This is a genomic window from Oceanobacter sp. ABM4_470 (assembly GCF_056158645.1).
The window spans coordinates 298742-322469 of sequence record NZ_JBSWTR010000002.1; the positions used below are offsets into that span (position 1 = coordinate 298742).

25 protein-coding genes are annotated in these 23728 nt (G+C 54.4%); 19 read left to right on the forward strand and 6 right to left on the reverse strand.

All coding sequences use genetic code 11. The features are described from left to right. Positions 1-93 precede the first annotated feature (93 nt). The 4 genes from ACXADJ_RS18070 to ACXADJ_RS18085 form a co-directional block, all read right to left on the reverse strand. Positions 94-747, reverse strand: a complete 654-nt coding sequence (locus tag ACXADJ_RS18070) for a bifunctional 4-hydroxy-2-oxoglutarate aldolase/2-dehydro-3-deoxy-phosphogluconate aldolase (RefSeq protein WP_475068755.1) — start codon at positions 745-747, stop codon at positions 94-96. Between the two features lie 61 nt (positions 748-808). Continuing rightward, on the reverse strand, positions 809-1519 hold the full coding sequence (gene pgl, locus ACXADJ_RS18075; protein ID WP_475068757.1) for a 6-phosphogluconolactonase: 711 nt from the start codon (positions 1517-1519) through the stop codon (positions 809-811). Beyond that, positions 1519-2988 carry a glucose-6-phosphate dehydrogenase gene (gene zwf / locus ACXADJ_RS18080; protein ID WP_475068759.1) on the reverse strand — a complete coding sequence of 490 codons (1470 nt, stop codon included), beginning with the start codon at positions 2986-2988 and terminating at the stop codon, positions 1519-1521. The genes pgl and zwf overlap by 1 nt, the downstream gene beginning before the upstream one ends. Before the next feature lie 261 nt (positions 2989-3249). Then, complete coding sequence (locus tag ACXADJ_RS18085) at positions 3250-3570, reverse strand: hypothetical protein (protein WP_475068761.1); 321 nt, start codon at positions 3568-3570, stop codon at positions 3250-3252. 158 nt (positions 3571-3728) lie between these two features. On the opposite strand from ACXADJ_RS18085, the gene ACXADJ_RS18090 reads away from it, so the two are divergent. The 8 genes from ACXADJ_RS18090 (at position 3729) to ACXADJ_RS18125 (ending at position 12765) form a co-directional block, all read left to right on the forward strand. Then, complete coding sequence (locus tag ACXADJ_RS18090; protein ID WP_051219017.1) at positions 3729-4904, forward strand: maltoporin; 1176 nt, start codon at positions 3729-3731, stop codon at positions 4902-4904. Positions 4905-5201: 297 nt separating this feature from the next. Next, positions 5202-5951: a response regulator gene (locus ACXADJ_RS18095; RefSeq protein ID WP_475068763.1), complete on the forward strand. Its 750-nt coding sequence runs from the start codon at positions 5202-5204 to the stop codon at positions 5949-5951. Then, entirely contained in the window at positions 5935-7398 is a 1464-nt protein-coding gene (locus tag ACXADJ_RS18100) for an ATP-binding protein (RefSeq protein ID WP_475068765.1), read from the forward strand. The genes ACXADJ_RS18095 and ACXADJ_RS18100 overlap by 17 nt, the downstream gene beginning before the upstream one ends. Positions 7399-7672: 274 nt before the next feature. Continuing rightward, positions 7673-8923, forward strand: a complete 1251-nt coding sequence (locus tag ACXADJ_RS18105) for an ABC transporter substrate-binding protein (protein WP_475068768.1) — start codon at positions 7673-7675, stop codon at positions 8921-8923. Between the two features lie 153 nt (positions 8924-9076). After that, positions 9077-10018: a carbohydrate ABC transporter permease gene (locus ACXADJ_RS18110; protein WP_475068770.1), complete on the forward strand. Its 942-nt coding sequence runs from the start codon at positions 9077-9079 to the stop codon at positions 10016-10018. Further along, a complete protein-coding gene (locus tag ACXADJ_RS18115; protein WP_475068773.1) occupies positions 10011-10883 on the forward strand; it encodes a carbohydrate ABC transporter permease in 873 nt (290 codons plus the stop codon). The genes ACXADJ_RS18110 and ACXADJ_RS18115 overlap by 8 nt, the downstream gene beginning before the upstream one ends. Before the next feature lie 232 nt (positions 10884-11115). Next, positions 11116-12231, forward strand: a complete 1116-nt coding sequence (locus ACXADJ_RS18120; protein WP_475068775.1) for an ABC transporter ATP-binding protein — start codon at positions 11116-11118, stop codon at positions 12229-12231. Between the two features lie 288 nt (positions 12232-12519). Then, positions 12520-12765, forward strand: coding sequence for a TIGR03643 family protein (locus tag ACXADJ_RS18125; protein WP_028292987.1), 246 nt, complete (start codon positions 12520-12522; stop codon positions 12763-12765). Between the two features lie 173 nt (positions 12766-12938). Here the strand turns inward: ACXADJ_RS18125 and ACXADJ_RS18130 are convergent, their stop codons facing one another. Further along, entirely contained in the window at positions 12939-13733 is a 795-nt protein-coding gene (locus ACXADJ_RS18130) for a LuxR family transcriptional regulator (protein WP_475068780.1), read from the reverse strand. A 425-nt stretch (positions 13734-14158) separates the two neighbouring features. Here ACXADJ_RS18130 and ACXADJ_RS18135 point away from each other — a divergent pair, with 425 nt between their 5' ends. The 11 genes from ACXADJ_RS18135 to ACXADJ_RS18185 all read left to right on the forward strand — a co-directional run bounded on the left by ACXADJ_RS18135 (position 14159) and on the right by ACXADJ_RS18185 (position 22493). Further along, on the forward strand, positions 14159-14764 hold the full coding sequence (locus ACXADJ_RS18135) for an acyl-homoserine-lactone synthase (RefSeq protein WP_475068782.1): 606 nt from the start codon (positions 14159-14161) through the stop codon (positions 14762-14764). Positions 14765-14795: 31 nt separating this feature from the next. Continuing rightward, complete coding sequence (locus ACXADJ_RS18140) at positions 14796-15389, forward strand: NAD(P)H-dependent oxidoreductase (protein WP_475068786.1); 594 nt, start codon at positions 14796-14798, stop codon at positions 15387-15389. 22 nt (positions 15390-15411) lie between these two features. Beyond that, complete coding sequence (locus tag ACXADJ_RS18145; protein WP_475068788.1) at positions 15412-15906, forward strand: DUF2867 domain-containing protein; 495 nt, start codon at positions 15412-15414, stop codon at positions 15904-15906. A gap of 126 nt (positions 15907-16032) precedes the next feature. Further along, on the forward strand, positions 16033-17217 hold the full coding sequence (locus ACXADJ_RS18150; protein ID WP_475068791.1) for an AfsA-related hotdog domain-containing protein: 1185 nt from the start codon (positions 16033-16035) through the stop codon (positions 17215-17217). Between the two features lies 1 nt (position 17218). Next, positions 17219-18427 (forward strand): oxidoreductase, encoded by a 1209-nt coding sequence (locus tag ACXADJ_RS18155; RefSeq protein ID WP_475068793.1) that lies wholly within the window; start codon positions 17219-17221, stop codon positions 18425-18427. Positions 18428-18452: 25 nt separating this feature from the next. Further along, entirely contained in the window at positions 18453-19226 is a 774-nt protein-coding gene (locus ACXADJ_RS18160) for an SDR family NAD(P)-dependent oxidoreductase (protein WP_475068795.1), read from the forward strand. A gap of 9 nt (positions 19227-19235) precedes the next feature. Beyond that, the gene (locus ACXADJ_RS18165) at positions 19236-19988 is read left to right on the forward strand and encodes an SDR family NAD(P)-dependent oxidoreductase (RefSeq protein ID WP_475068797.1); all 753 of its coding nucleotides are present in this window, start codon (positions 19236-19238) and stop codon (positions 19986-19988) included. A 39-nt stretch (positions 19989-20027) separates the two neighbouring features. After that, complete coding sequence (locus tag ACXADJ_RS18170; protein ID WP_475068799.1) at positions 20028-20447, forward strand: hypothetical protein; 420 nt, start codon at positions 20028-20030, stop codon at positions 20445-20447. Between the two features lie 145 nt (positions 20448-20592). Next, positions 20593-20976, forward strand: coding sequence for a DUF3127 domain-containing protein (locus ACXADJ_RS18175; RefSeq protein ID WP_028292988.1), 384 nt, complete (start codon positions 20593-20595; stop codon positions 20974-20976). Between the two features lie 215 nt (positions 20977-21191). Then, positions 21192-21917 (forward strand): HupE/UreJ family protein, encoded by a 726-nt coding sequence (locus tag ACXADJ_RS18180; protein ID WP_475068801.1) that lies wholly within the window; start codon positions 21192-21194, stop codon positions 21915-21917. A 15-nt stretch (positions 21918-21932) separates the two neighbouring features. Next, on the forward strand, positions 21933-22493 hold the full coding sequence (locus ACXADJ_RS18185) for a hypothetical protein (protein ID WP_475068803.1): 561 nt from the start codon (positions 21933-21935) through the stop codon (positions 22491-22493). Positions 22494-22940: 447 nt separating this feature from the next. Here ACXADJ_RS18185 and ACXADJ_RS18190 read toward each other — a convergent pair whose 3' ends face one another. Next, positions 22941-23105 (reverse strand): RSP_7527 family protein, encoded by a 165-nt coding sequence (locus ACXADJ_RS18190; RefSeq protein ID WP_475068805.1) that lies wholly within the window; start codon positions 23103-23105, stop codon positions 22941-22943. Between the last annotated feature and the right edge of the window lie 623 nt (positions 23106-23728).

Here is a 23728-nt window from a genome sequence, read left to right on the forward strand (position 1 = left end):
CCCGCAAGGGTTATCTCTGTGTGAGCCGGACAGCCCTGTCCGGTTCTGACAGGCTATTGGGCGCTGGCCCAACAGCCTGTGCTATTCGCCTGATTAGCTACGCAGGGCCGCAGCTTCCGCGGCCAGGGTGCGAATGGCATCCCAGTCACCGGCTTCGATCAGGTTGTCGGGTACTACCCAGCTGCCACCCACGCACATGACGTTGCCAAGTGCCAGATAGTCGCTGGCGTTGCTCAGCTTGATGCCACCGGTTGGGCAGAAACGCACATCGCTGAACGGACCGGCGATGGATTTCAGTACCGCAGTACCGCCAGCAGCTTCGGCCGGGAAGAACTTGAAGCGACGGTAGCCCAGATCCAGACCCACCATCATTTCAGACACGCTCTGAATGCCCGGAATCATGGCGATGTTGGCTTCCAGTGCGGCTTCCAGCAGGTCCGGTGTGGCACCCGGCGTGAAAATGTATTCACTGCCCGCATCAATGGCTTGTTGCAGGTTGGTGCGGTTGGTCACTGTGCCAGCACCAACGCGAGCGCCTTTGACGTTTTCGCTGATCAGCTTGATGGCATCCAGGGCAACGTCGGTACGCAGGGTAATTTCCAGTACTGGCAGGCCACCGTCGACCAGCGCCTGTGCCAGTGGTACGGCGTCTTCAATACGGTCGATGCGAATCACCGGAACAACAGGGGCCAGGGCCGCCAGTTCGTCGATCTGGTTGATGAATGCTTGTGGGTATGCGGTTGTCATAACAACTCTCCTTATAGACGGTCGCCGTGCTGCCCGGTGGCAACAGCGGCGGCCGGCGGCCTCACGGGGCCCAGAAAACAGTGATTGGCTGATTCAGGAAGGCACGGATCGGCATCTCCGAAACGTCGGTTCCTGCCAGCGCTTTCATCAGGGTTTCCAGCTTGTCCAGACCGTTCAGATGCAATATCCGCTCCTTGCTGGCGAACAAACGCTGGGGTGTCAGGGTGATGCGCTGATGCGGCGCGGTGGTTGGCTGGCACCAGGCCGCCGCCGACTCGGCATCCCACAGGCTGGCCAGCTCACTCGAGCAAGGGAACAGCGAGGCGGTGTGGCCGTCGTTGCCCATGCCCAGAATTACGCAGGACAGTTTTTCAGGCAGTTGCTGTAACGCCTGCTCGGTTTCAGCCAGGGCGGCGGCATCCGCTGCACCGTCCGAGTGGTTGTTCCACAATGGGATGTAGTTGGCGGCGGCTGCGTCGTTCTGGAGCAGCAGCTGTTGCACTTTGGCCTGGTTGCTGTCGGCGTGGTCCGGGCTCACCCAACGCTCGTCGGCGAGTGTAACGGCGACCTTGTCCCAACCGAGGTCCAGTCGACTCAGGGTTTTGAACATCGGCGCCGGGGTAGAGCCACCGGATACCGCCAGCGAGGCAGAACCGTGGTCGGCGATGTCGAGCGCCAGCGCAGCCGCTACGTGTGCGGCAACCGCTTCGGCGCAATGCTGGCGATCGGTAAAGCGCAGCAGTTCGATGGCTGCAGGTAGTTTGGCAGTCATTACAACAGGTCCTCGTGCCAGCAGTGGCCTTCTTTCAATGTCAGCAAATCCGCGCCTTTCGGGCCCCAGCTACCGGCCGGGTATGGCTGCGGTGGGGTTGGGTCCTGGGCCCACTGGTCTTGCAGTTGGTCGACCCATTTCCAGGCGTATTCAATTTCGTCGCGGCGCACAAACAGATTCTGGTTGTCGCGGCACACTTCCAGCAGCAAACGCTCGTACGCATCCGGGATACGGCCACGGCCGAAGTCGTTGGCGAAATCCAGACGCAGGGAACCGGCACGCAGACCGTTGTCGCGGCCGAGGTCCTGATCCTTGTTCAGAATCTGCAACGAGATGCCTTCTTCCGGCTGCAAGCGAATGGTCAGGCGGTTGTGAGCGGTGGAGCGCTGGCGCTCATCAAAGATGAAGTGCTGGTGCGGTTTGAAGTGAACGGTAATCTCGGTCAGCTTCTGCTTCATGCGCTTGCCGGTGCGCAGGTAAAACGGCACACCTGCCCAACGCCAGTTGTTGATCTTGGCCTTGATCGCGACGAAGGTTTCGGTGTTGCTGTGCGGGTTGGCTCCGTCTTCGTTGAGGTAACCCGGTACCGGTTTGCCGTCGATCATGCCGTCGACGTAGCGGCCACGGACCACTTCACGCTCAGGGCCAAAGGCCACGACCGGGCTCAGTGCCTGCAGCACTTTCACTTTTTCGTTACGAATGGCGTTGGCGCTCAAATCCAGCGGCGGGTCCATGGCGGTCAGACACAGCAGTTGCAGCAAGTGGTTCTGCACCATGTCGCGCATTTGGCCGGCGTCGTCGAAGTATCCCCAACGGCCTTCAATACCGACTTTTTCTGCCACGGTAATTTCAATGTGGGAGATGTTTTTGCACGACCACTGGTTGCCGAACAGCGGGTTGGCAAAACGCAGGGCAATCAGGTTCTGTACCGTCTCTTTACCCAGATAGTGGTCAATCCGGTAAATCTGGCGTTCTTCAAAGAAGCGGGCAACGTATTCGTTGATCTCGTTGGACGACTCGTGGTCGTGACCCAGCGGTTTTTCCAGTACCACACGGCTGCTGTCATTCAGGCAGCCCGCGTTATGCAGGTTTTCGCTCATCGGGCCAAACAGACTGGCGGCGGTGGCGTAGTAGAAAACACGTTCCTTGTGGCCATCCTGCAGGGCGCTTGCCAGGGCCTGATATTGATCCGCCTGTTTGAAGTCGACCTTCACATATTGAAGGCGCTCGGCGAATGCCGCCATGTCGCTTTCCTGACATTCATTGGCAGGCACAAAGCGCTTGAGGTTATTCAGGCTGGTTTCGGTAAAACCCTGGGTATCTGTGTCGTCACGGGCGACACCAAAGACACGGCTGTTGGCGTCCAGCAGACCGGCACGGCCGAGCTGGTACAGAGCAGGAAGCAGTTTGCGCTGGGCGAGGTCTCCCAGGGCGCCAAAAATGACGATGTCACAAGCTTGGGAACTCATGGTGCTCTCTTTTGTTGGCTTGGAATGGGCGTTTATTTGTAATTATTTAACGTTGTTGATGGCGATTTTAGGGAGTGCTTGCCGATCAGGCAAACCAAATATTGTGAAATTTACGAAAATTCTGTGAATTTCAGGGAGTATTTTGGCAAACATACTGGTAATCTCCGCGCCGTTTTTAAGGTTGGTCCGGCGGTTTTGGTGGTTTTTTCGATACCTGCACCGGCCTGAAACGATGAATATGGTGAGAATTTGAGCGTTTGTTCATGAAAATGTAGTTAACTTTATTACATTTATGACAGCCGATACGCTCTGTTCCAGCGCTGAAATACTTGCTGAAAATGCCGTCAGGCCTTGTTTCATGGGCATCGAAGGCGTCGAGTGGCTGAATGGTTGGGTAAGGTCGCCAAAAATCCTGCAAGGTTTTGTTACATTTTGAAGGATTAAATAGCTTTTCCGTCGAAGGAAGTTTGTTAATTTTTCAACACCCGCCATCTGAGCGGCGCGATGAAAATAACAACAAGCAGGTTGGGCGGAAAATCCGACAACCACACCGCGACAGGAGTTCAACACCATTCGTAGCATGGGGCTTTTCCGGCAATTGCTGTGAAGGCGTGCCAACCGCAACGACTTCCAGCCGGGCTTACCCGCTGTTGTTTCATCGCACAGGCTACCAAAAGCCAACCCGTTGGGGTGGTTCCGGTAGACAACAATAAAAACCAAAGACAGAGAGCGACATCAACATGAAACGCGTGACCATGACTCCAAAAATTCTGGCTTGTGCCATTGCTGGCATCGCCGCAATGCCTGTATCTGCCTCCGACCTGGATTTCTACGGTTATTTCCGTGCCGGCGTAGGGACTGCCACTGAAGGTGGTGAGCAGGCGTGCTACAAGGCTGATGGTGCAGGCTCCAAGTACCGTCTGGGTAACGAGTGCGACAACTACTACGAAGCCGGTTTCAAAGGCACCTTGTACGAAGCCAACGGCCGTACTTTCCGCCTCAACACCATGATGGCCGGTACCGACTCCGATGCCTTGAACCCGGTACAGATTGCCGTTCTGGGTGACAACGTTATTGATGCTCTGCCAGGCGCGACCCTGTGGGCTGGCAAGCGTTACTACCAGCGTCACGACGTTCACATGTCTGACTACTTCTACTGGAATGCCTCCGGCAACGTCGGTGCCGGTGTTGAAAACATCGACCTGGGCGGCGACAAGAAACTGTCCGTAGCCTGGATTGAAAACCAGGACGACGTTGACGACGACACCTCTGTTCACAACAACAACATCGACCTGCGCGTTGCCGGTATCGCCATTGCTGGCGGTACGCTGGAAGCTGGTGTTGCCTTCGGTCTGCCAAACCTGACTGAAGAACAGGAAGACGCCGACGTGGCCGACAACAGCGGTACGCTGGTGTCCCTGGAATACGCACTGGGCGTATCCAGCGGCTACAACAAGGTTGTGGTTCAGTACGGTACTGACGGTATGGCAGGCTCCACTGGCGTTAACAACAGCCAGATGGAAGGTTCCATGCTGCGTCTGATCAACCACGGTTTGTTCGACATCACCGACACCAGCGAAGCCCAGTACAACCTGGTGCACGAAACCGTTGAAGATGCCGATGGCAACGCCAAAACCTGGCTTTCTGCGGGTATCCGTCCGGTGTTCCACTGGAACGACACCGCGTCTACCGCGATTGAAATTGGTTACGACTCCGTGTCTTACGATGAAGGCATGGGTACAGACAACAACCTGACCAAAGTAACCGTTGCCCAGCAGTGGGCGGCAGGTGACGACTACTGGTCCCGCCCGCTGATTCGTGCGTTTGTTACTCACGCCAGCGGCAGCAAGGTTGCAATTCCTACCGGCGACAACACTGGCACCAGCTTTGGTGTACAGGCTGAAGTTTGGTGGTAAGCCTCTGATTTGAAGGACCCGGGTGCCTCTGTTCAAGCCCGGGTCGTTCAAAACAGGTTGGCGCTGCTCGTATAGTGCTCGCTCGGATTGGTCACCTGGGTTGCGGGCAAGCGCCACACTCTCGGCTCTGTTCAGGAGCCTGTCGGCTCACCGGTCACGGTGAGCCGACTTTCTATTTCGCTGAGGATGCAGACCTGCGACCTCGCTCATACGAAGTGCTGCAGCTGGTTTATACTGCCATCGGTACGACGCCAGTTTGGCCAGCATGGCCTGCCTTTGTAGATAACCCGGTGAATTATGTCTGTTTCAAAACCCGTATGCGTAGTCGATGATGATGAAGGGATTCGACTGTTACTCCAGGCGTATCTGGAGCAACAGGGGTTTGAGGTGTCTGCTTTTGCAGATGGGCTGTCGTTTGTGGATCACCTGCGTGAACAGGCCGCAGCGGACCCGCAAATTGTGATTCTGGATGTGATGCTGCCGGACATCGACGGCTTTGAAGTGGTCAAGCGAGTGCGGGGTTTCTCGCAAGTGCCGATCATCATGCTGACCGCCAATGCCGAAGAAACCGACCGTATTGTCGGCCTCGAGCTGGGCGCCGATGACTATCTTGAAAAGCCCTTCAACCCCCGCGAACTGCTGGCACGGATCAAGGCCATTCGCCGCCGCACCGAGCAGATGCCGGACACCCCGGTTACCCCGACGGGGCAGCGATTTCGCACTTTTAACGGTTTTGCACTGGATACCATTTCCCGCAATCTGGTGGGGCCGGACGGTGAAGACATTGGCTTGTCGGGCACCGATTACCAGTTGCTGATTATGTTGCTGGACTGCCATGGCGAAGTGCTGACCCGCGAAGCCATTGCAAGTATCACCCGTGGCCGCGACAATCTGCCCATGGACCGATTTATTGATGTGCAAATCAGCCGCTTGCGCAGCCGTCTGGGTGACGATGCGCGAGCCCCCACGCTGATCAAAACCGTGCGTGGCAAAGGCTACGTATTCACCGCCAGTGTGGAAAGCCGGGCCGATGCGCCGCTGGCTTGAGGCCGGGCGTCGACGGCTGCAACAATCGTCACTGTCGGCGCGTTTCCTGCTGCTGCTGACCCTGGGCATTGTGCTGGCGCAGGGCATTTCGACCAGCATCTGGTACGCCCAGTGGCGTACCGATACCAACAAAACCACCCGCGAAATGTCGGAGCACATGGCGTATCGCATTGCTGCGACGGCCAATTTCTTCACCTCCTTGCCGCAAATTTATCGCCATGTAGTGCTCGACCAGCTGCGCGACATGGGCGGCACCCGTTTCTTCGTGTCGCTGAACCGCGAGCGCATTCACATCAACGACCTCAATGACTCCGAGCGCAAACAGATCGTGGTGGATACCACCCGTCAGGTGCTGGCGGAGCAGTTGGGTTTGCACGATGGCGTTTTCATTGAATTCTCCCGCGCGGAAGACCTGCACGTGCTGAACAACGAGGTCAAGCTGGTCGACCTGCCCGACAGCTGGGGGGCGTCGAGCTTGCTCTACAAACCGCTGGATGCGCCGATTCTGGTGGTACAGATTCCGGTGTCCGATACCGAATGGCTGTATCTGGCCACGCTGATGCCAGACCCGATGTTTCTGGATGAGCAGTCGCCGCTGAGTCTGGAGCGGCTGTTGTCCTTGCTGCTGTCGTTGATGGTGGTGTTGCTGCTGGGCAGTGTGTTTGTGCGCTCGCTGACCCGGCCGTTGCGGTCGTTGACTGAGGCGATGGAACAGTTTGGCCGTGGCGATTCCGTGCAGCTGGATGAAACCGGTAGCAAGGAGCTGTTGGCCACGGCGCGGGCGGTGAATGAAATGCAAAGTCGCATTCAGCGTTACCTGAACGACCGCGAACGCTTGTTTGCGTCCATTTCCCACGACCTTAAAACACCGATTACCCGCCTGCGGTTACGTGCTGAACTGCTGCAAAAAGAGCAGGTTCGGGAAGCCTTTATTGACGATCTGGAAGACCTGGAATTGATGGTGAAAGCCTCACTGCAATGCGTGAAAGACACCGACATTCACGAGAACCCGGCCGACGTCGACATCATGAAGCTGTTTACCAACTTGTCTGAAGGGGCGCGGCTGGACGGCAAGCAAGTGGTGGTGCCGCTGTTGCAGGAATGTTTCTACCGCGGCAAGCCGCTGGCACTGAAGCGGCTGTTTGGCAACCTGATCGACAACGCGCTGTATTACGGCGGCAGTGCCGAGGTGTATCTGGAAGACACCGATACCGAACTGGTGGTCGCCATTCTGGATCACGGCCCCGGCATTCCGGAAGAGCAGCTGGAAAAGGTGTTCGATCCTTATACCCGTCTGAAATCCGATACTTCTCTTAACCTTGGCCTGAACATGGGGCTGGGGTTATCGATTGCCCGCAACATTGCGCGCGCCCACGGTGGCGAACTGACGCTCTCCAATCATCCCGCCGGTGGCTTGCAAGCCCGGGTGGTGCTGCCGCGCAGCTAAGCCGGTGTGGTACAGGCTGGTCTATTCTCAATGGGATTGATGTCCCCAACCAATCAGGCTTGCCTGGCTGCTTTCTGGTGTCTTGCAAAAAGATGAGCAAGGTTTGGTTGGATATTTTCTGATCGACGGCGGTTTGTTTCACAATTGAAGGCAATTGAAAGACTTTGCAACACTTCAACGGTGAACCTTACTTTCTGGTGCCGCAGGGTTTGGTACTTTAATGCTTCGGACTTATCCGAACCTGCGACACAAAAAATATAAAAGGATCGCTCACATGCTCAAGATCAAAGCTCTGGTTGGCGCAATGGCGCTGGCTGTTTCTGCTGCCTCTGTTTCCGCTGGCGAAGTGGAAGTCCTGCATTACCTGACCTCATCCGGCGAAGCCGCCGCGGTGAACGTTCTGAAAAAAGAACTCGAGAAAGAAGGTCACAGCTGGAAAGATTTCGCCGTTGCCGGTGGTGGTGGTGAAACCGCGATGACCGTTCTGAAATCCCGTGCGGTTTCCGGTAACCCGCCTGCGGCGGCCCAAATCAAAGGCCCTTCCATTCAGGAATGGGGCGAGCTGGGTTTTCTGGCGTCTCTGGATGACGTTGCCAAGCAAGGTAAATGGGACTCCCTGCTGCCACCTGTGGTCAGCGACGTGATGAAGTACGAAGGTGAATACGTGGCCGTTCCTGTGAACGTACACCGTGTGAACTGGCTGTGGGCGAACCCGGAACTGTTCAAGCAAGCCGGTGTGGCGATTCCGACCACCTGGGATCAATTCTTCATTGCTGCTGAAAAGCTGCAAGCCAAAGGCATTATTCCACTGGCCCACGGCGGTCAGGCATGGCAGGACGCGACCCTGTTTGAAGCCGTCGCCCTGGGTGTGGGTGGCTCTGAGTTTTACAACAAGGCGTTCCACGACCTCGATCAGCAGACTCTCAAAAGCAACACCATGGTGAAGGTATTTGAAACCTTCAAGAAAACCCGCAAGTACATCGATGCTGACGCGCCGGGTCGTGACTGGAACATTGCTACCAGCATGGTCATCAACGGTCAGGCAGCGATGCAGATCATGGGTGACTGGGCCAAGGGTGAATTCACCGCAGCGGGCAAAAACGCGGGCGTTGACTATGTCTGCCTGGCAGCGCCAGATACCTCAGGTGCCTTCACCTTCAACATCGACTCTTTTGCCATGTTCGCTCTGAGCGACGACGAAGGTCAGGCCGCTCAGGCTGATATGGCCCGTCTGGTGATGGAGCCAACCTTCCAGGAAACCTTCAACCTGAATAAGGGTTCTATCCCGGCGCGTCTGGGTATGGATCGTTCCGCCTTTGACAGCTGTGCACACGCTTCCATGGACGCGTTTGTAGCCTCGGCACAAACCGGTGACCTGGTGCCTTCCATGGCCCATGGTATGTCCACCAACTCCCGTGCCCAGGGTGCGATCTACGACGTAGTGACCAACTTCTACAACAGCAAGAACCTGTCAGCCAAGGAAGCAGTGGACAAGATGGCTCGCGCCATCAAGGCCTCCCTGTAATTTCCTGAACCGTCTGAACACCGGCCTGCTGTTATTGGCGCGGCAGGCCAGCGTTCAACACAGTTTTATCTGAAAATGCGTTCTCCGGGTGCCACCTGATTTCGGTCAGGTGGGCATCACAGGGTTCGTACGCTCAAAAAACGGGTACTGACCATGAACCAACAAAGCAATACAGCCGGGCGCAGCATTAACAGCGCTGCCTTGTCGCCACTGGCGCGGCTGCAACAGGCGTTAGCCGACCAGCTGCCGAAGCTCGTCATGGCGCCAACCTTCTTGATTATTTTTGTGTGTATCTACGGATACATCGGCTGGACGTTCCTGCTGTCACTGACAAAATCGCGCATTTTGCCAGTGTGGAAATTTGTTGGATTCGAACAGTACGAAAAACTCTTTATGAACGATCGCTGGATGGTCTCGCTGGAGAACCTGGTGATCTTCTCGTTCCTGTTTATTGCCCTGTGCCTGTTGATTGGCATGGTGCTGGCCGTGTTGCTGGATCAGAAAATCCGCAACGAAGGCTTTATTCGCGGCATCTACCTGTACCCGATGGCAATCTCCTTCATCGTTACCGGTACCGCCTGGAAATGGCTGATGAACCCAAGCCTGGGTCTGGAAAAAATGATGCACGACTGGGGCTGGACCAGCTTCAGCTTCGACTGGCTGGTTGACCCCGACATGGTGGTGTACACCCTGGTGATCGCCGCGGTATGGCAGTCGTCCGGTTTCGTGATGGCGCTGTTTATCGCTGGCTTGCGTGGTGTGGATGACGAAATGATCAAGGCCGCCAAACTGGATGGTGCCTCGATGCCGACCATTTACCGTCGCATCATTCTGCCGAGCCTGAAGCCGGTGTTCTTCAGCTGCTTTGTGATTCTGTCGCACATTGCCATCAAGAGCTTCGACCTGGTGGCCGCATTGACCGGCGGTGGTCCGGGCTATGCCTCCGACCTGCCAGCCAACTTTATGTATGCTCACGCTTTCACTCGCGGTCAGATGGGTCTTGGTGCCGCATCCGCGATGGTGATGCTGGGTGGTGTACTGGCGATTCTGGTGCCGTACCTGTACTCCGAACTGCGAGGTAAGAAACATGGTTGAAGCTCCAATGACGGTAACGCGCCGTGCAGCACGACTGGGCTTGTACGCCATTCTTGCCGCGGTTGCCTTTATCTACCTGATGCCAGTGTGGGTGATGCTGATCACCTCGCTGAAAGACGTGGAAGAAATTCGCTCCGGTAACCTGTTGTCACTGCCGTCTACTCTTAACTTTGATGCCTGGGTGACGGCGTGGGGCAGTGCCTGTGCCGGTTCCAGCTGTGAAGGTATTTCCAGCTACTTCTGGAACTCGTTCCAGATTGTGATTCCGGCGGTGATTATTTCCACCCTGCTGGGTGCTCTGAACGGTTATGTATTGTCGTTCTGGCGCTTCCGCGGCAGCGAACTGATGTTTGGTCTGCTGTTGGTGGGCTGCTTTATCCCATTGCAGGTGATCCTGCTGCCAATGGCGCGCACGCTGGCCTTCTTCGGACTGGCCAACTCAACCCCGGGTCTGGTGTTGGTGCATGTGATTGTCGGTACCGGTTTCACCACCATGTTCTTCCGCAACTTCTACATCGGCTTGCCACAAGAGCTGATCAAGGCGGCAAAACTGGACGGTGCAGGTTTCTTCTTTATTTTCCGTCGCGTGGTGCTGCCGCTGTCGACGCCGATCATCGTTGTGACCGTGATCTGGCAGTTCACCCAGATCTGGAACGACTTCCTGCTCGGTATTGTGTACTCCGGTGCTGAAACCCAGCCGGTGACGGTGGCGCTGAACAACCTGGTGAACACCAGCTTCGGCGGCAAGCAGTACAACGTCGATATGGCGGCGGCGCTGATTGCCGCGCTGCCGACGCTGATTGTGTACATGGTGGCGGGTAAGTATTTCGTGAAGGGGCTCACAGCAGGCGCCGTCAAAGGATAGGCGTTCTGATTTGGGCCCTCAGCGGCGCAGCGCGGCGTTGCGTCCTCGCTGAAACCCGTCGCCTACCTATTTGGTATGTCTTGGGTATTCGGCTGCGGGGCGCCTTGCGCTGCATCCACTGATGACTCCAACTCATCGGCCGTGACTCACGGCGGTGGGTTGGATCAGAACGAAAAAATAAGAATTCAAAGCCCTGCGATTTAAAACGCGGGGCCTGCAAAGAGGCTAAAAAATGGCTGCTCTGACGATTGAAAACGCAGTAAAGAACTACGGCCAGGGGGATATCCTCAAGGGCATTAACATCTCCATTGAGAGTGGTGAGTTTCTGATTCTGGTGGGTCCTTCCGGTTGCGGTAAGTCGACTCTGATGAACATGATTGCCGGTCTGGAAACCGTGACGTCCGGTCGCATCCTGATGGGTGACGATGACGTTACCAACGTGCAGCCGAAAGATCGTGACATCGCCATGGTGTTCCAGAGCTACGCGCTGTATCCGAACATGAGCGTGGCCGAGAACATCGCTTTTGGTCTGGAAATTCGCAAGGTTCCGAAGCACGAGCGTGCTCAGGAAGTGGAGCGTGTTGCCAAGTTGCTGCAAATCGAACACCTGCTCGACCGCAAGCCGGGTCAGTTGTCCGGTGGTCAGCGTCAGCGTGTCGCCATGGGACGTGCGTTAGCCCGTCGTCCACGTCTGTACCTGTTCGACGAACCACTGTCCAACCTCGATGCCAAGCTGCGGGTTGAGATGCGTACCGAAATCAAGAAGCTGCACCAGAATCTGGGCACTACCATTGTGTACGTGACCCACGACCAGATCGAAGCCATGACATTGGCCGATCGCATCGCGGTAATGAAAGACGGCATCGTGCAGCAGTTCGGTACCCCGCAGGAGATCTACAACAACCCGAACAACCAGTTTGTGGCGGGCTTTATGGGCTCCCCGGCAATGAACTTTATCCCGGCCAAACTGGCGGGTTCCGCTGCGGCTGTGACCGTTGAAGTAACCGACGCCAACGGCGCTGTGCAGCAGTTGCCGGTACCCAACAGCGAAGCTCTGGCCAGCCAGATTGGTAACGAAGTGATTCTGGGCCTGCGTCCGGAAAAAATTACCGAGCCACTGCCGCACAAAGAAGGTGACGCCATGGTGCGCCACCTGAAAATGCCGGTGCTGGTGACCGAACCAACCGGTGCCGACACCATGGTGGTTTCTGAATTGAATGGCACTCAGGTGGATTGCCGCCTTGGCCCTCGTTTTGATGTTGCACCGGGGCAGACTACCGACCTGATGATTGATATGAGCCTGGCGGTGTTCTTCGATAAGGATACCGGTGAGCGTATCGACCGCTAATCGCCTCAAGCGACCTCGCTCCCACTACGTTCTGTGTGGGAGTGAGCTTGCTCGCGAAATCAAGCTACCTCCTGCAATCTATCGGTGACTCTCGGGTATCAGGTGGGGCAATGCGTTGCTATATGGAATGCCACAACTGGTGCGCGATGCACACCCTACGGAGGGGTAGAGTAGGGTGCGCACTGCGCACCGAAGATGGAATTTATCTGTACAAAACTTGTACATGTTTTGTTGGGAAGCTAAATTAGCACTACCGAACAAAGAACAAATGCAATCGAAGAACCGCCCATGACTCCTGCCGATATCTCCCGCATCATCGAAATGGCCTGGGAAGACCGCACCCCTTTTGAAGCCATCGAACGCCTTTATGGCTTGTCTGAACCGCAGGTGATCAACCTGATGCGCAAGGAAATGAAAGCCTCCAGCTTTCGTATGTGGCGTAAACGCATGAGTGGCCGCAAAACCAAGCACCTGCAACTGCGCCATCCGGACATTTCCCGCGGCTACTGCGCCACCCAATACAAACATCGCTGATATGCGGTGCCTGACGGGTCAGGTCAAAATCAGCGACACGGTGTTGGTAATACCTGCGATCCCCTCGGGGGCGGCCCTGTTTGAAAAAGGTCAGCCATTACGCTGCATTATCCACCTTGTTCTGCCAACCAGCGGGACTCGAGCGAGCTGTGCAGTGTTATTCTGAGGGGCCCCTAGTAACCGTTCAATATTCCCAGGCAGGCTGCTTTTACCGCGGCAGAAGTTTTATTGGTGCAACCTAGCTTTTTCATCGCGTTGGCCAAATGGAAAGTGACAGTACGCTCGCTTACTGAAAGGATGATGGCGGTTTCCCAGGCGGTTTTTCCTTCTGCTGTCCATCCCAGTACATCACGTTCGCGTGGGGTTAACTCAGGCTTGATAGGTTCTGGGTGCTCCTGCTCAATAAGCTCCGATACACACTGGTGAGTAACCTGGGTGAGCCAGAAAATTCGGCAGCCGAGATACCTGGCTTCGGATTCGGTTACCGAGTTGTATTCCCTTGATATCGTGAGCATCCCTTTGTTGCCTGACATGCTGACACAAGACTGGGAATAACCGTGTTGAATGCCGGATGAAGCCGCTTCGCCCCAGAAGTCGCGTTGTTCGGTCTGGTTCTCGGCTGACCAACAGAAACCGCTCAGTGATCTTCTACCCCGCTGGATTATCGGGTCTATTTCAAAATAGCGATTGGAGTCGTAACTCTGCTGCCACGGTTGTGGATATGTATTCATCATAAACGGCTTGTCGTAACCGGAAAATGATCGGAATTGTATGCCGTAAGCGCAGTGCGAAAATTCCAGCTTTTGGATCTGCATTTGTAATGTATCCAGAATACTGCCGATATCATTTTTGCCACTAAGGCTGTCTATAAAATCGAACCCCCACATGATGATTAATCCCTTCCTTTTGGTGTGATCTGCGCTGGTGATCTGCGCTGGTGATCTGTGCATTCGTCCAGTTTTCATCATATCGACTTTGCGATCAATTACGCGACCAGATAGTGCCCCAGGAGCCTTGGTCAGAAGTGTGAAACAAGGCGCAATTTGTAAGTTCGCACCATGGACCTCCTGAATAATTCTGCAGAGCTCTCGGATCTGGCTTCCTGCTTCGCCCTACCTCCTGCATCCATGCGGTCGTGCGCGTGTCCAGCAGGTTGTACGAACAAGGTGGCGAATGCAGTGGAATGGCCACCCCTTTCCAGGGTGAGGACCGAGTTTTCGTTTGCTAATTTAAAGAAAGACATCAAAGTAAAATTTTTTATCTGAATTGCGCCGTGTGTCTCGCTTTCGATCTTTGGTTTCAGCAAATCGATATAACCTGTCAAAAATTACAGTACCGGTATCAGGGGAGTCACTGTGTAATCTCGCCAACAAATCAACCGGATTGAAATCAGGTGAATATTATCTTCGGACGCCGCCGGGATCTTGGTGGTGCTACTTGGCACGCGTTGCAATTATATCGATACCAGGTCTTTGTCGAGATTCTGGGGTGGCAATTAGATACTGCCGTTGGCACGGAAATAGACCAGTTTGATCACGACGACACGGTTTATATCGTTATGAAAAACAACTCTGGTGACATTTGTGGCTGTGCCCGATTGTTACCGACAACAGGCGACTATTTATTGCAGCAAGTCTTTCCGGCTTTGTTGCAGGGAGCTGATGCTCCGAGCGCGCCAGATCTCTGGGAGTTGTCACGGTTTGCGGCGGTTGATCTGCAAGCAGTTCGCAGTGGTAAGAAGCATCGCTTGTCATCACCAGAAGCCGTTCAGCTCTTGCAATCGTCGATTGAAATCGCTCGCCAGTATGGCGCCTCACAACTCATTACGGTTTCTCCGGCGGGGGTTGAACGGCTGATTCGTCATGCCGGGTTCCGTGCTGGCAGAGCCGGTGATGTGATGCGAATTGACGGCTATTCGCTGGTGGCATGTCTGATTACTACGGAAGGTCAGCAGCCCTCTTATCACTATTCCAGTTACAGCAACCAAATGATCGCCTGATGGTAGATCGTATAAGCAGAAGGAAGGAAAAATGGAAAAGGTTTTGGTGGTATGTGGTCATCCACATCTTGAATACTCGCGCGTTAACTCGGCAATTCTGGAGCAGCTGGCGTCTTCTGACGTGACTCTGCACCGCCTTGGTGAAGCGCATCAGGGGTATCAGTTTGATGTTGCCAGTGAGCAGGCAAAACTGATCGAACACGACAGGATTGTGCTGTTGTTCCCTCTGTATTGGTACTCCGTTCCAGCGTTGATGAAAAAATGGTTTGATGACGTCTTACTGCCAGGCTTTGCCTATGCGCGCGGCGGTGACAAACTGCAAGGCAAGGAAATCATGGTGGTGACGACGGTGGGGGCTGTGGAAGAGGGCTATCGTGCGGGTGGCTTTAACCGCTTTACCATCGATGAACTGATGCGCCCGATTGAGCAGTTAAGCTATTACGTCAAGGCTCGCTATTTGCCACCAGTGGCAATTTTTGAATCCGTGTTTATTGATCCTGAGTCTCTGTTGCAGGAAGCCATTCGCGCTGCGAACCTGATTCAGGCTCACCATGAAGACCCTTCAATCAAATATGAACAAATGCTGCTCAAGGCCGAAGAAATGGCCATCGATTTGATCAGCTGAGTCCCTGAACAAGGAAGTACACATGTATGTTCGAGATCCGTCGTCTGAGGTAGCCCTGATCGCTGAGCGTTCCGAGCTGGATTACTTCGACCAGCAGCAGGCTGGTCTGCCGGAGGGTATGACCGCATTTCAGGCCTACTGCTGCATGACCGCAGATAGCCCTGCCTGGTTGCGTGGTGCTTTCTGGGTGCGTGACAAACTCAGCCAGTTGGCCGGGGTTGAACAGATTGATGGATTCTCTGCAGAACGGCCGGTTTCTCCTCCTCAGGAGGGAGGCAAACTCGACTTCTTTGATGTGTTGGCAATCTCCGACGATGAGTTGCTGCTGACATCCGTTGATCGCCATTTGGGGGTTCTGATTGCGATTAATATCGAGCGTACCGAGCACTCCGGTAGCCGTTTAACCATTACCGCCAGTGTCAGGAATAAAAACTTTTTCGGCCGTTTGTATATGATTCCGGTTGCTCCTGCTCATGTGATGATTGTCCGTAATATGTTGGGCAAATTGCCTTTGTAAAAGCCTGGATTAATTGCCAGGGACTCCCCTGGAGCTCGTGTTTTATTAATTATGCGTTTGGTCGCAGGTATACGCTCGCGCATTGAAATTATATCCATGAATCAAATAACGAAGGATTGTGGTGATATGAACGATTTGGAGTTGGAACCAAAGGTTTTGCATAAAGACCATATTGATGATGTCCTGCTGAAGCAAACCTACCCAATACTTCCGGCCTGGTTTCGGGCTGAGGAAAAACTCGAGCTGGATAATGTAGCAACGGCAGAAGATCTGGCGCTGTTCGATCGGTACTATCAGGTGAGTGGCTCCCGCTATGTGCTGGCATCGGTGCCATGGCAGCTTTCGCTCAGCCAACAACAGGATATAGAAGCTCGGGGGGTGCAGGTATCCGACTGGTACCGGATGGAAGGTGAGCGGGCGATTTTGGAAAGCCGCTTTATTCCACTGACGGTAATGCAGTTACTGGCAGCGAATTATCCTGCTTTGGACGAGCTGGCGATTCCTCGCCAACAAGGTTTGCAGTTGCAGCAATGGTTTCGCCGTTGTCCGCAATTACAAATGGCACCGGTATTTAGCTATTTGGCTGATATCGATACCGGAAATTACTTTTTCTATCGCAAAACCCACGAACATGTACCGGGATTAATGCTGATTGAAATGGCCCGGCAGGCCATGTACCACTACGTATATTCCTGGTCGGGTTACTCCCGCGGTGAAGTCTCGATTTCAATGAATAGCCTCAAGGTGGATTTCTCCCAATACGTTATTTCTCCTTATGAACTCGAAATTTTGGTCAGCCAGAGTGATGGCCAGGGGCGAGAAAAGCCGAAAACTGTCGATAAAACCGCGTCTTTTTATCAGGCGGGCCAACAGGTGGCTTCGATTCGGCTGGAGGGCGCAGCCATGAATATGAAGCTATTCAAACGTCTGCGGAATATCCCCTTTCCAAACAACGAATGGTTTCAGCTCAGCGAGCAAGGCATGAACACCGCGATTCTGACAGATGCGGCTGGTTCATGCAGCCCGGTTCGTCTGCTGGCGCTGGGTTCGGAGGCCGTGCGGCTGGAGAGTAGCCCGTTTGAACAGCATCGCTGCATCAGTTTGATGCAGGCGAGCGGGCAGTATCTGATTCTGCCGCTGGCAGAGCGAGGCGTGCAGCGAGGTGACTGTTTCGAAATCGGTTTTGCCTCGCTTGGCAAACAGATACGCGCTGACTTGCAGGAACTGATCAAGTGCAAAGGCGTGCTGACGCAGCGAGATCTCATGATACCGCCGCTGACGGTTGCTGATGCTGCGATGGTGGCGGACTGATATGACTGCCATACCTGTGGTTGAGCCCGAATCGAATAAGGGAATGGATACGGGGAAGGAGGCCACGACGTACCCGGCGATGACCGCAACGCTGCGGCTAACGGAACAGATTCGACTGAAGAATCGTGCCTATTTTGCGCCAATGGGGATTGATGTTGCCTCGGATGATGGATGTGCAACCCCAGAGCTGATCGATTTTTATCGCAATGTTATTGCTGGCGGTGCGGGCATGGTGGTGCTTGGCAACGCCACTGTCGATCCTGCCAGTCGCCTGCATCAGCGTGGTCTGTGTCTGTACGAAGACGAGCATGCCGAGGCATTACGTCCACTATTTGAGTTGGGGCGTCAGCATCACTGTGAGGTGGTGGTTCAGTTGCAGCATTACGGTGCCCAGGGAAGTACCCAGCTGACGGCGACTGAGCTGATGTCACCCAGCGGCATCGCGTGTCAGCGCATGTCGAAAAAAGATCCGGATTACAAGGTGGTGGCCATGACCCAGATGGACATCAACCGGGTCAAGCGTCACTTCGTAAGAGCTGCCGGTCTGGTTTGGCAAGCTGGCGGACGCATGGTGCAGTTGCAAGCTTCCAACGGTTATCTGCTCAGCAGTTTCCTGTCTCCCTACACCAACAAACGTACTGACGATTATGGTGGCACTGGTCACAAGCGCATGCAGATGCTCTGTGAAGTTGTGCATGACATTCGTCAGGCCTATCCGGAGTTGGCGATCAGCGTGCGACTGGGGATTGATGATGGCCTGTCTGAGCAAGGCCAGAAACCGGAGCTGATTGCGCCACACCTGCATCGCCTGGAAGAACTTGGTGTTGCGGCTCTGACACTGTCGGTCAGCATCGGTGAAACATTCGAGTTGCTGGTGGATGCATCCGATGAAGCGCGCCAACGGATGGCTAGCGGTGTTCGGTTGATTCGCCGCTATTGCTCACTGCCATTGGGGTTTGCCGGGTTGATTGATGGCCTCGACAGCGCCGAACAAGCCCGTTTAGAGCTGGGGGTTGATCTGGTTGGTATGACCCGGGCCCTGTTCGCAGATAACGACCTCATTAATAAAAGCCTGGCTGGCCAACACCAGCAAATTCATCGTTGCCGGTTCGACGGCAACTGCTTTCGCGACAAAAGCAATCCAGCGGCAGAGCGGGTGTTCTGTTGTGTTAATCCGCGTTATTTGCGCCCTGACCATATCGTTTACTGAATACGCTTACTGAAAGGATGTTCCGATGAGTTTTGATAACAAGGTGGTGCTGATCACTGGAGGTACCCATGGTATTGGCCGGGTTTTGGCACGACAACTGGTCCAGGCTGGAGCCCGGGTCATTGTTTCCGGTCGTTCTGCTGAAAAGGCCGAATCCGTGTGTCAGGAGCTGGGCGATAGCGTCAGCTTTATCGCTTGCGATATCAGTCAGCAAGCTCAGGTCGAATCACTGTTCGAGCAGATCCGGGAACGCTTTGGTCGGCTCGATCTGGCGGTTAACAATGCCGGTATTACAGCCAGCCGTGGCGTGGTACGGGCATTGGATCTCAACAACTGGCGGCAGGTGGTGGATATCAACCTGACCGGTACCTTGATGTGTATGCAGCAGCAGCTGCGCTTGATTGGCCGTCAGTCGGGCGGCGCTATCGTCAATGTGTCTTCTTGTGCGGGTGTTACTCCGATCCCCGGGCAGGCGGCTTATTCCGCATCCAAAGCGGCGTTGAATTGCCTCACTCAGGTTGCGGCTATCGAGGCCGCTGTCGACAGTGATGAGGCCTTCGCTGTGCGTATCAACGCCGTTGCACCTGGCCCGACGCTGGGGGGGATGAATACGCCGGAACGGCTTGCGGCCAACCCCGAGGCTACTCGTCAAAAGCTGGCGGTTACGGCGATGAAACGCATGGCCGATCCTGAGGAGGTGGTGGCCGCCATTCTATTTTTGTTGAGTCCGGCATCGTCCTATATCACCGGTACGGTACTGGATGTGGATGGCGGCTACAGCAGTGGCAAGTTTTCCTGAGGGCGCGATATGAGTGTTGTTTTAATTACGGGAGTGAGTGCCGGGATCGGCCTTGCCCTGGCGCAGCAATATCTGGCGTTGGGTTACCGGGTTGGCGGCTTGTCACGTCACCAACCGGCGTTACAGCACCCGAACTTCTACTGGCAACAATGTGATCTGCGCTGTTACGACGAGGTTGAAGCTACTTTTAGCTTACTCAAACAGCAATTGGGCTCTGAGCCACTGGAGATAGCCTTTTTGAATGCTGGCACCTTCGGTGCACCACCCAAACGGGCGGAGCAGGTATCGATGGCCGAGTTCGAGTGGGTGATGAGTCTCAATGTTATGGCTGTCAAAGCTACGTTGGATGCACTTCTGAAGTTGGAATGGCGGCCGCGGAAAGCCGTGGCATCAGCGTCGATATCCGGTCAGCGACCACGTGCTGGCATGGTCAGCTATGCCACATCCAAGGCGGCGCTCAATGCCTTAATCCGGCTTTACCAGCTTGAGAATCCGGATATCGATTTTCTTTCTCTTGGGCTCTGCAACGTCAGGACCAGTGTTTATCACGCCATTACGGATGGTGTGACGGATGAGCTGCCGGAGTTACTGGCGCTCAAGCAGCGCGCCTCACAACCGGGCTACGTGATTGAAGCCGAGCAACGAGCAGCGGACATTATTCAGGTACTGAATCATTGGCCGCTGTTGGAGCTGAGTTCTGGCGAGTTCTATGAAATTCGGGAGTTGCTGAAGCGTCCGCTTTCAGGCGCTGTTCCCGCCTGACCCATTTTCAACCCTTTATTTATTGGCAAGGAGATACCAATGACAACGCAAACCATGGCACAACCAACCAGCCGCTACCAAACTCTCGTCAGAGCCGCAGCGGTGTACGACATTCTGGTGACCACCATTCTGGCAGTACCGCTGCTGGCAACGACTGTGGTCGGGATGATTGCATCGCTGGACAGCCTGCTGGGATTCGATAGTGTATTTCTGCCGTTGGATGAAACCAGTGCCTTCCTGCTCAACCTGGCGGGCGTTTACGTTACTGTGTGGGCGGTGTATCGCTACCTGAATCCGTCAGCAACCGTCGGTCGTTACGACGCGATTGTGCGGTTTTCGCTGGTGGCTATTCAGGTGATTTGTGTGGCCAATGGGGCAACACCGATATTACTTGGCATTGCTGCGGTACTGCTGGTCATTGGTTTGGCTGAATGGCTGATGGCACCTGCGGAATCCTGATCGCCAGGCTTTGTTGGGGGCGAGATGGGTAGTGGGCACCGGGTTTGTGGGCATGCGGGCCGGATGTTGGTCTGATCGGGGCGAACTGGCCGGGATCAATGTTATGATTCCGGCAAATTCAATGACTTCTGAAAGGTCTTTCTTCATGTCCAAAAGCTTCGAAGCCCAAGGCGTTATCCACTCCATCGACGACACCAAAAGCTACGGCCAGAACAATTTCACCAAGCGCGAGTTTGTGATCAAACTGACGGGTGATGGTGAAAAGTCGGAATACCCGAACTACGTGGCGTTTGAGCTGATCAAAGATAAATGCGCCTTGATGGACAGCTTCCACCTGGGTGACGAAATTCTGGTGACCTTTAACCTGAATGGCCGTCTGTGGAATGCTCCGGGCAAGCCGGAAAAATGTTTCACCAGCCTGCAAGCCTGGCGCGTTCAGTCTCTCAGCGAAGCCCAGCCAATGGCGGCACCGGCAGATGCAGGCTTCGCCCAGCAAATGCCAAACTACGATGACGACGTTCCATTCTGATCGCGAGTACCGTTCTGCCTCTCGCTGTATTGTGTACCAAGCCCGCTGATGCGGGCTTTTTAGTGTCTGTTCCGTAGTCTGCCTAACGTAAGACTCAACCGGTACATCATCAGAACCAAGGTGTTATGCCATCGACACCAATAGACTGATGGCGTTGCTCGCTTGGTGTGTCAGCATGACAGATCCTCTGTGTCTGAAGGTTGTGCAGGAAGGATATGAGGCTGAGTCGCGTGTTGATAACCCCATTCCAATTTTCATGGAATAACAGCTTTAAATCGGTCGTTGCTATTCTGCTTGCGAGTACCTCGGTGCTGGCGCTAGCCCATGGCGTCGATGACAACACCCGTATCTTTTTACAGCTCAACAGCGGCGTTCAGTTTGCGCCGTTTCTGTACATTGGTGCCAAGCACATGATCACCGGTTACGACCATATTCTGTTTCTGGTCGGGGTGGTGTTCTTCCTCTATCGCAGCCGCGATGTGCTGCTGTACGTCAGTCTGTTTACCCTCGGCCACAGCATCACCCTGATGAGCGGCGTGCTGGCCAATATCCAGGTTAATGCTTACCTGATCGACGCCATTATCGGTTTGTCGGTGCTCTACAAGGGTTTCGATAATCTGGGCGGTTTCAAGCGTTTGCTGGGTTTTCAGCCAGACACCCGTTTGATGGTGCTGGTGTTCGGCCTGTTTCACGGTTTTGGGCTGGCGACCAAGTTGCAGGAGTTTCACATTCCCGAAGACGGCCTGTTGGATAACCTGGTCGCCTTCAATCTTGGTGTTGAATTGGGGCAGTTTGCTGCGCTGGTATTGGTGGTGTTGCTGTTGTCTGCGTGGCGGCAGTCGCCATCTTTTGGTCGCTTTGCGGTCGTCACTAACTCGGCTTTGACGGCCTCTGGTGTGATGCTGGCGGGGTTTCAATTAACCGGCTATTTCACCCAATAACAGGAGCGTCTTGATATGAGCGCTGAGATTCGTAATGAGGTAAACACGGCACAGGTTTCCGCAGCCACGCTGTGGAAAGCCACCGCCGCCGCCATATTGGTTGGCCTGATTACCTTGTTTACGGTGATATTACCGGCCGAATACAACATCGACCCGACCGGTGTCGGCAAGGCGCTGAATCTGACGGCGCTTTCCCCGGAGACGCTGGAGGCAATGCAAGCGGCACAAGCTCAGGGCGCTGTCAGCAAGCCGTCCGATACCCGAAAGTCTGTTCAACTAACGCTGATGCCCAATAGCGGGTTGGAATACAAAATGACCATGCAGCAGGGCGCTCAGGTCGACTTCCGTTGGATCAGCAGTAGCAGCCAGGTGTACGTCGATGTGCACGGTGAGCCCAAGGGGGATACCAGCGGGTATTTCAAAAGCTACGTGGTGGGACGTTCCACCGAGATGAAAGGCAGCTTTATCGCGCCCTTTGAAGGCAGCCATGGTTGGTACTTCAAAAACGAAACCGATGAGCCTGTACTGGTGCAGCTGATGTTTCGGGGTGACTACGAGAATCCGCATTTGCTGTGAGGCCATACGGGGACATCTATTTAATCCGGTGCTCACTCTGGGCTGCCGCCGCCCAGTGCTGTGTTGACGAACTTGAAAAGACTCGACCGGACAGGTTCGTCATTTCGCTGCATTCGTCGCCTTGCACTGAACAACGGCAACACTCGCGCAGAGCCGTGCAGGATTAAATAGATGTCCCCATACCATTCAGGTGGCAACCAAGTCTGGTTCAAATATTCAGCAAAAAGTGGGGGCTTGGAAACGTTTGTATGGATCAGATGTGTGGATCGGGTATTTGAAGCTGGGTGTTTCAGAAGTGACTTTTAAGAAGGTCTAGCAGGAGGGGGGTATTGCGTAGGTCTTGCGAGGAAATTACCGCCCCAGGTTGTGCCTGACAGCAAGGAAGAATTGTTGTTGGTTCCTTGAAGTCGGCCGATGACCTGCGGGTAAACAGTCGTTGGTCAGCTCTTAGTGAGCGGCAACCAGCTTGTCTGCTTTTTTGGAAGTCAGAGCAACTTTGATCTTGGCGAACAGGGAAGAGAAGATCTCAGCCAAGTAAGCATCACGAGCAGCTTTTGCGTCTGCGATGGCTTGGTCTACGTCGATGTAGTATTCGGTGTTTTCAACTTTCATATTGGTCATCCTGTGGATTGGGTCTGTGTTGTTGATGGGTGCCATAGTAGGGATCGGGGTCTTCAGAATAAAGCGACTCTTTTTCACGGTAATGATTAGAAAATCTAACCATTCAGGTTTTTCACCTGCTTTCTTTCGAGAATCAAATCTCATTTTCCGACTTTCAAAAGCTACATAAGCCCCGTTAATACGGGGTTTATGCCATCTCTGCTGTATTTTTGATCAAATGGGTGGTTGTTCCGGGCTGTCATCAAAATGCCAAAAATAATTGGCTTTTACTGTTACATATTGAGGAAATCGATCTGTTCCTGACAGGCAATCATAAAAAGTCAGCCTCCCAGCCTGCTGATTATTCCGTGTACGAAAGTTGCAAAAGCCCTTGTTTCTTTGGGTGTTAGACTAAAGTCTATATTTTCCCGATCCAAAGCCGTACAATCCGCCGCCACGAAGCCACAGCTCACATCGGCGTGATGCTGTGGTGCCGGAACCAGCCTATAACAACGACTCCCACCTGGTTTTCTGATCAAGAACAGCACCTGTTGCAGTTTTGAGCTTGCGCTCAGTGTTCTTGCATCTCCCCAAGCAACCTTAATTGGCCAAGGCTCAACGTTCGCCGAGGGAAC

Bases quoted from the DNA above. Each gene is read 5' to 3' on its own strand.
- ACXADJ_RS18180 (WP_475068801.1), top strand. From the start codon at position 21,192: ATGAGGCTGAGTCGCGTGTTGATAACCCCATTCCAATTTTCATGGAAT.
- ACXADJ_RS18125 (WP_028292987.1), top strand. From the start codon at position 12,520: ATGACTCCTGCCGATATCTCCCGCATCATCGAAATGGCCTGGGAAGAC.
- ACXADJ_RS18095 (WP_475068763.1), top strand. From the start codon at position 5,202: ATGTCTGTTTCAAAACCCGTATGCGTAGTCGATGATGATGAAGGGATT.
- zwf (WP_475068759.1), bottom strand. From the start codon at position 2,988: ATGAGTTCCCAAGCTTGTGACATCGTCATTTTTGGCGCCCTGGGAGAC.
- ACXADJ_RS18170 (WP_475068799.1), top strand. From the start codon at position 20,028: ATGACAACGCAAACCATGGCACAACCAACCAGCCGCTACCAAACTCTC.
- ACXADJ_RS18100 (WP_475068765.1), top strand. From the start codon at position 5,935: ATGCGCCGCTGGCTTGAGGCCGGGCGTCGACGGCTGCAACAATCGTCA.
- ACXADJ_RS18090 (WP_051219017.1), top strand. From the start codon at position 3,729: ATGAAACGCGTGACCATGACTCCAAAAATTCTGGCTTGTGCCATTGCT.
- ACXADJ_RS18150 (WP_475068791.1), top strand. From the start codon at position 16,033: ATGAACGATTTGGAGTTGGAACCAAAGGTTTTGCATAAAGACCATATT.
- ACXADJ_RS18105 (WP_475068768.1), top strand. From the start codon at position 7,673: ATGCTCAAGATCAAAGCTCTGGTTGGCGCAATGGCGCTGGCTGTTTCT.
- ACXADJ_RS18160 (WP_475068795.1), top strand. From the start codon at position 18,453: ATGAGTTTTGATAACAAGGTGGTGCTGATCACTGGAGGTACCCATGGT.
- ACXADJ_RS18145 (WP_475068788.1), top strand. From the start codon at position 15,412: ATGTATGTTCGAGATCCGTCGTCTGAGGTAGCCCTGATCGCTGAGCGT.
- ACXADJ_RS18165 (WP_475068797.1), top strand. From the start codon at position 19,236: ATGAGTGTTGTTTTAATTACGGGAGTGAGTGCCGGGATCGGCCTTGCC.
- ACXADJ_RS18110 (WP_475068770.1), top strand. From the start codon at position 9,077: ATGAACCAACAAAGCAATACAGCCGGGCGCAGCATTAACAGCGCTGCC.
- ACXADJ_RS18085 (WP_475068761.1), bottom strand. From the start codon at position 3,570: ATGCTACGAATGGTGTTGAACTCCTGTCGCGGTGTGGTTGTCGGATTT.
- ACXADJ_RS18185 (WP_475068803.1), top strand. From the start codon at position 21,933: ATGAGCGCTGAGATTCGTAATGAGGTAAACACGGCACAGGTTTCCGCA.
- ACXADJ_RS18155 (WP_475068793.1), top strand. From the start codon at position 17,219: ATGACTGCCATACCTGTGGTTGAGCCCGAATCGAATAAGGGAATGGAT.
- ACXADJ_RS18120 (WP_475068775.1), top strand. From the start codon at position 11,116: ATGGCTGCTCTGACGATTGAAAACGCAGTAAAGAACTACGGCCAGGGG.
- ACXADJ_RS18140 (WP_475068786.1), top strand. From the start codon at position 14,796: ATGGAAAAGGTTTTGGTGGTATGTGGTCATCCACATCTTGAATACTCG.
- ACXADJ_RS18070 (WP_475068755.1), bottom strand. From the start codon at position 747: ATGACAACCGCATACCCACAAGCATTCATCAACCAGATCGACGAACTG.
- ACXADJ_RS18175 (WP_028292988.1), top strand. From the start codon at position 20,593: ATGTCCAAAAGCTTCGAAGCCCAAGGCGTTATCCACTCCATCGACGAC.
- ACXADJ_RS18190 (WP_475068805.1), bottom strand. From the start codon at position 23,105: ATGAAAGTTGAAAACACCGAATACTACATCGACGTAGACCAAGCCATC.
- ACXADJ_RS18115 (WP_475068773.1), top strand. From the start codon at position 10,011: ATGGTTGAAGCTCCAATGACGGTAACGCGCCGTGCAGCACGACTGGGC.
- ACXADJ_RS18130 (WP_475068780.1), bottom strand. From the start codon at position 13,733: ATGATGAAAACTGGACGAATGCACAGATCACCAGCGCAGATCACCAGC.
- pgl (WP_475068757.1), bottom strand. From the start codon at position 1,519: ATGACTGCCAAACTACCTGCAGCCATCGAACTGCTGCGCTTTACCGAT.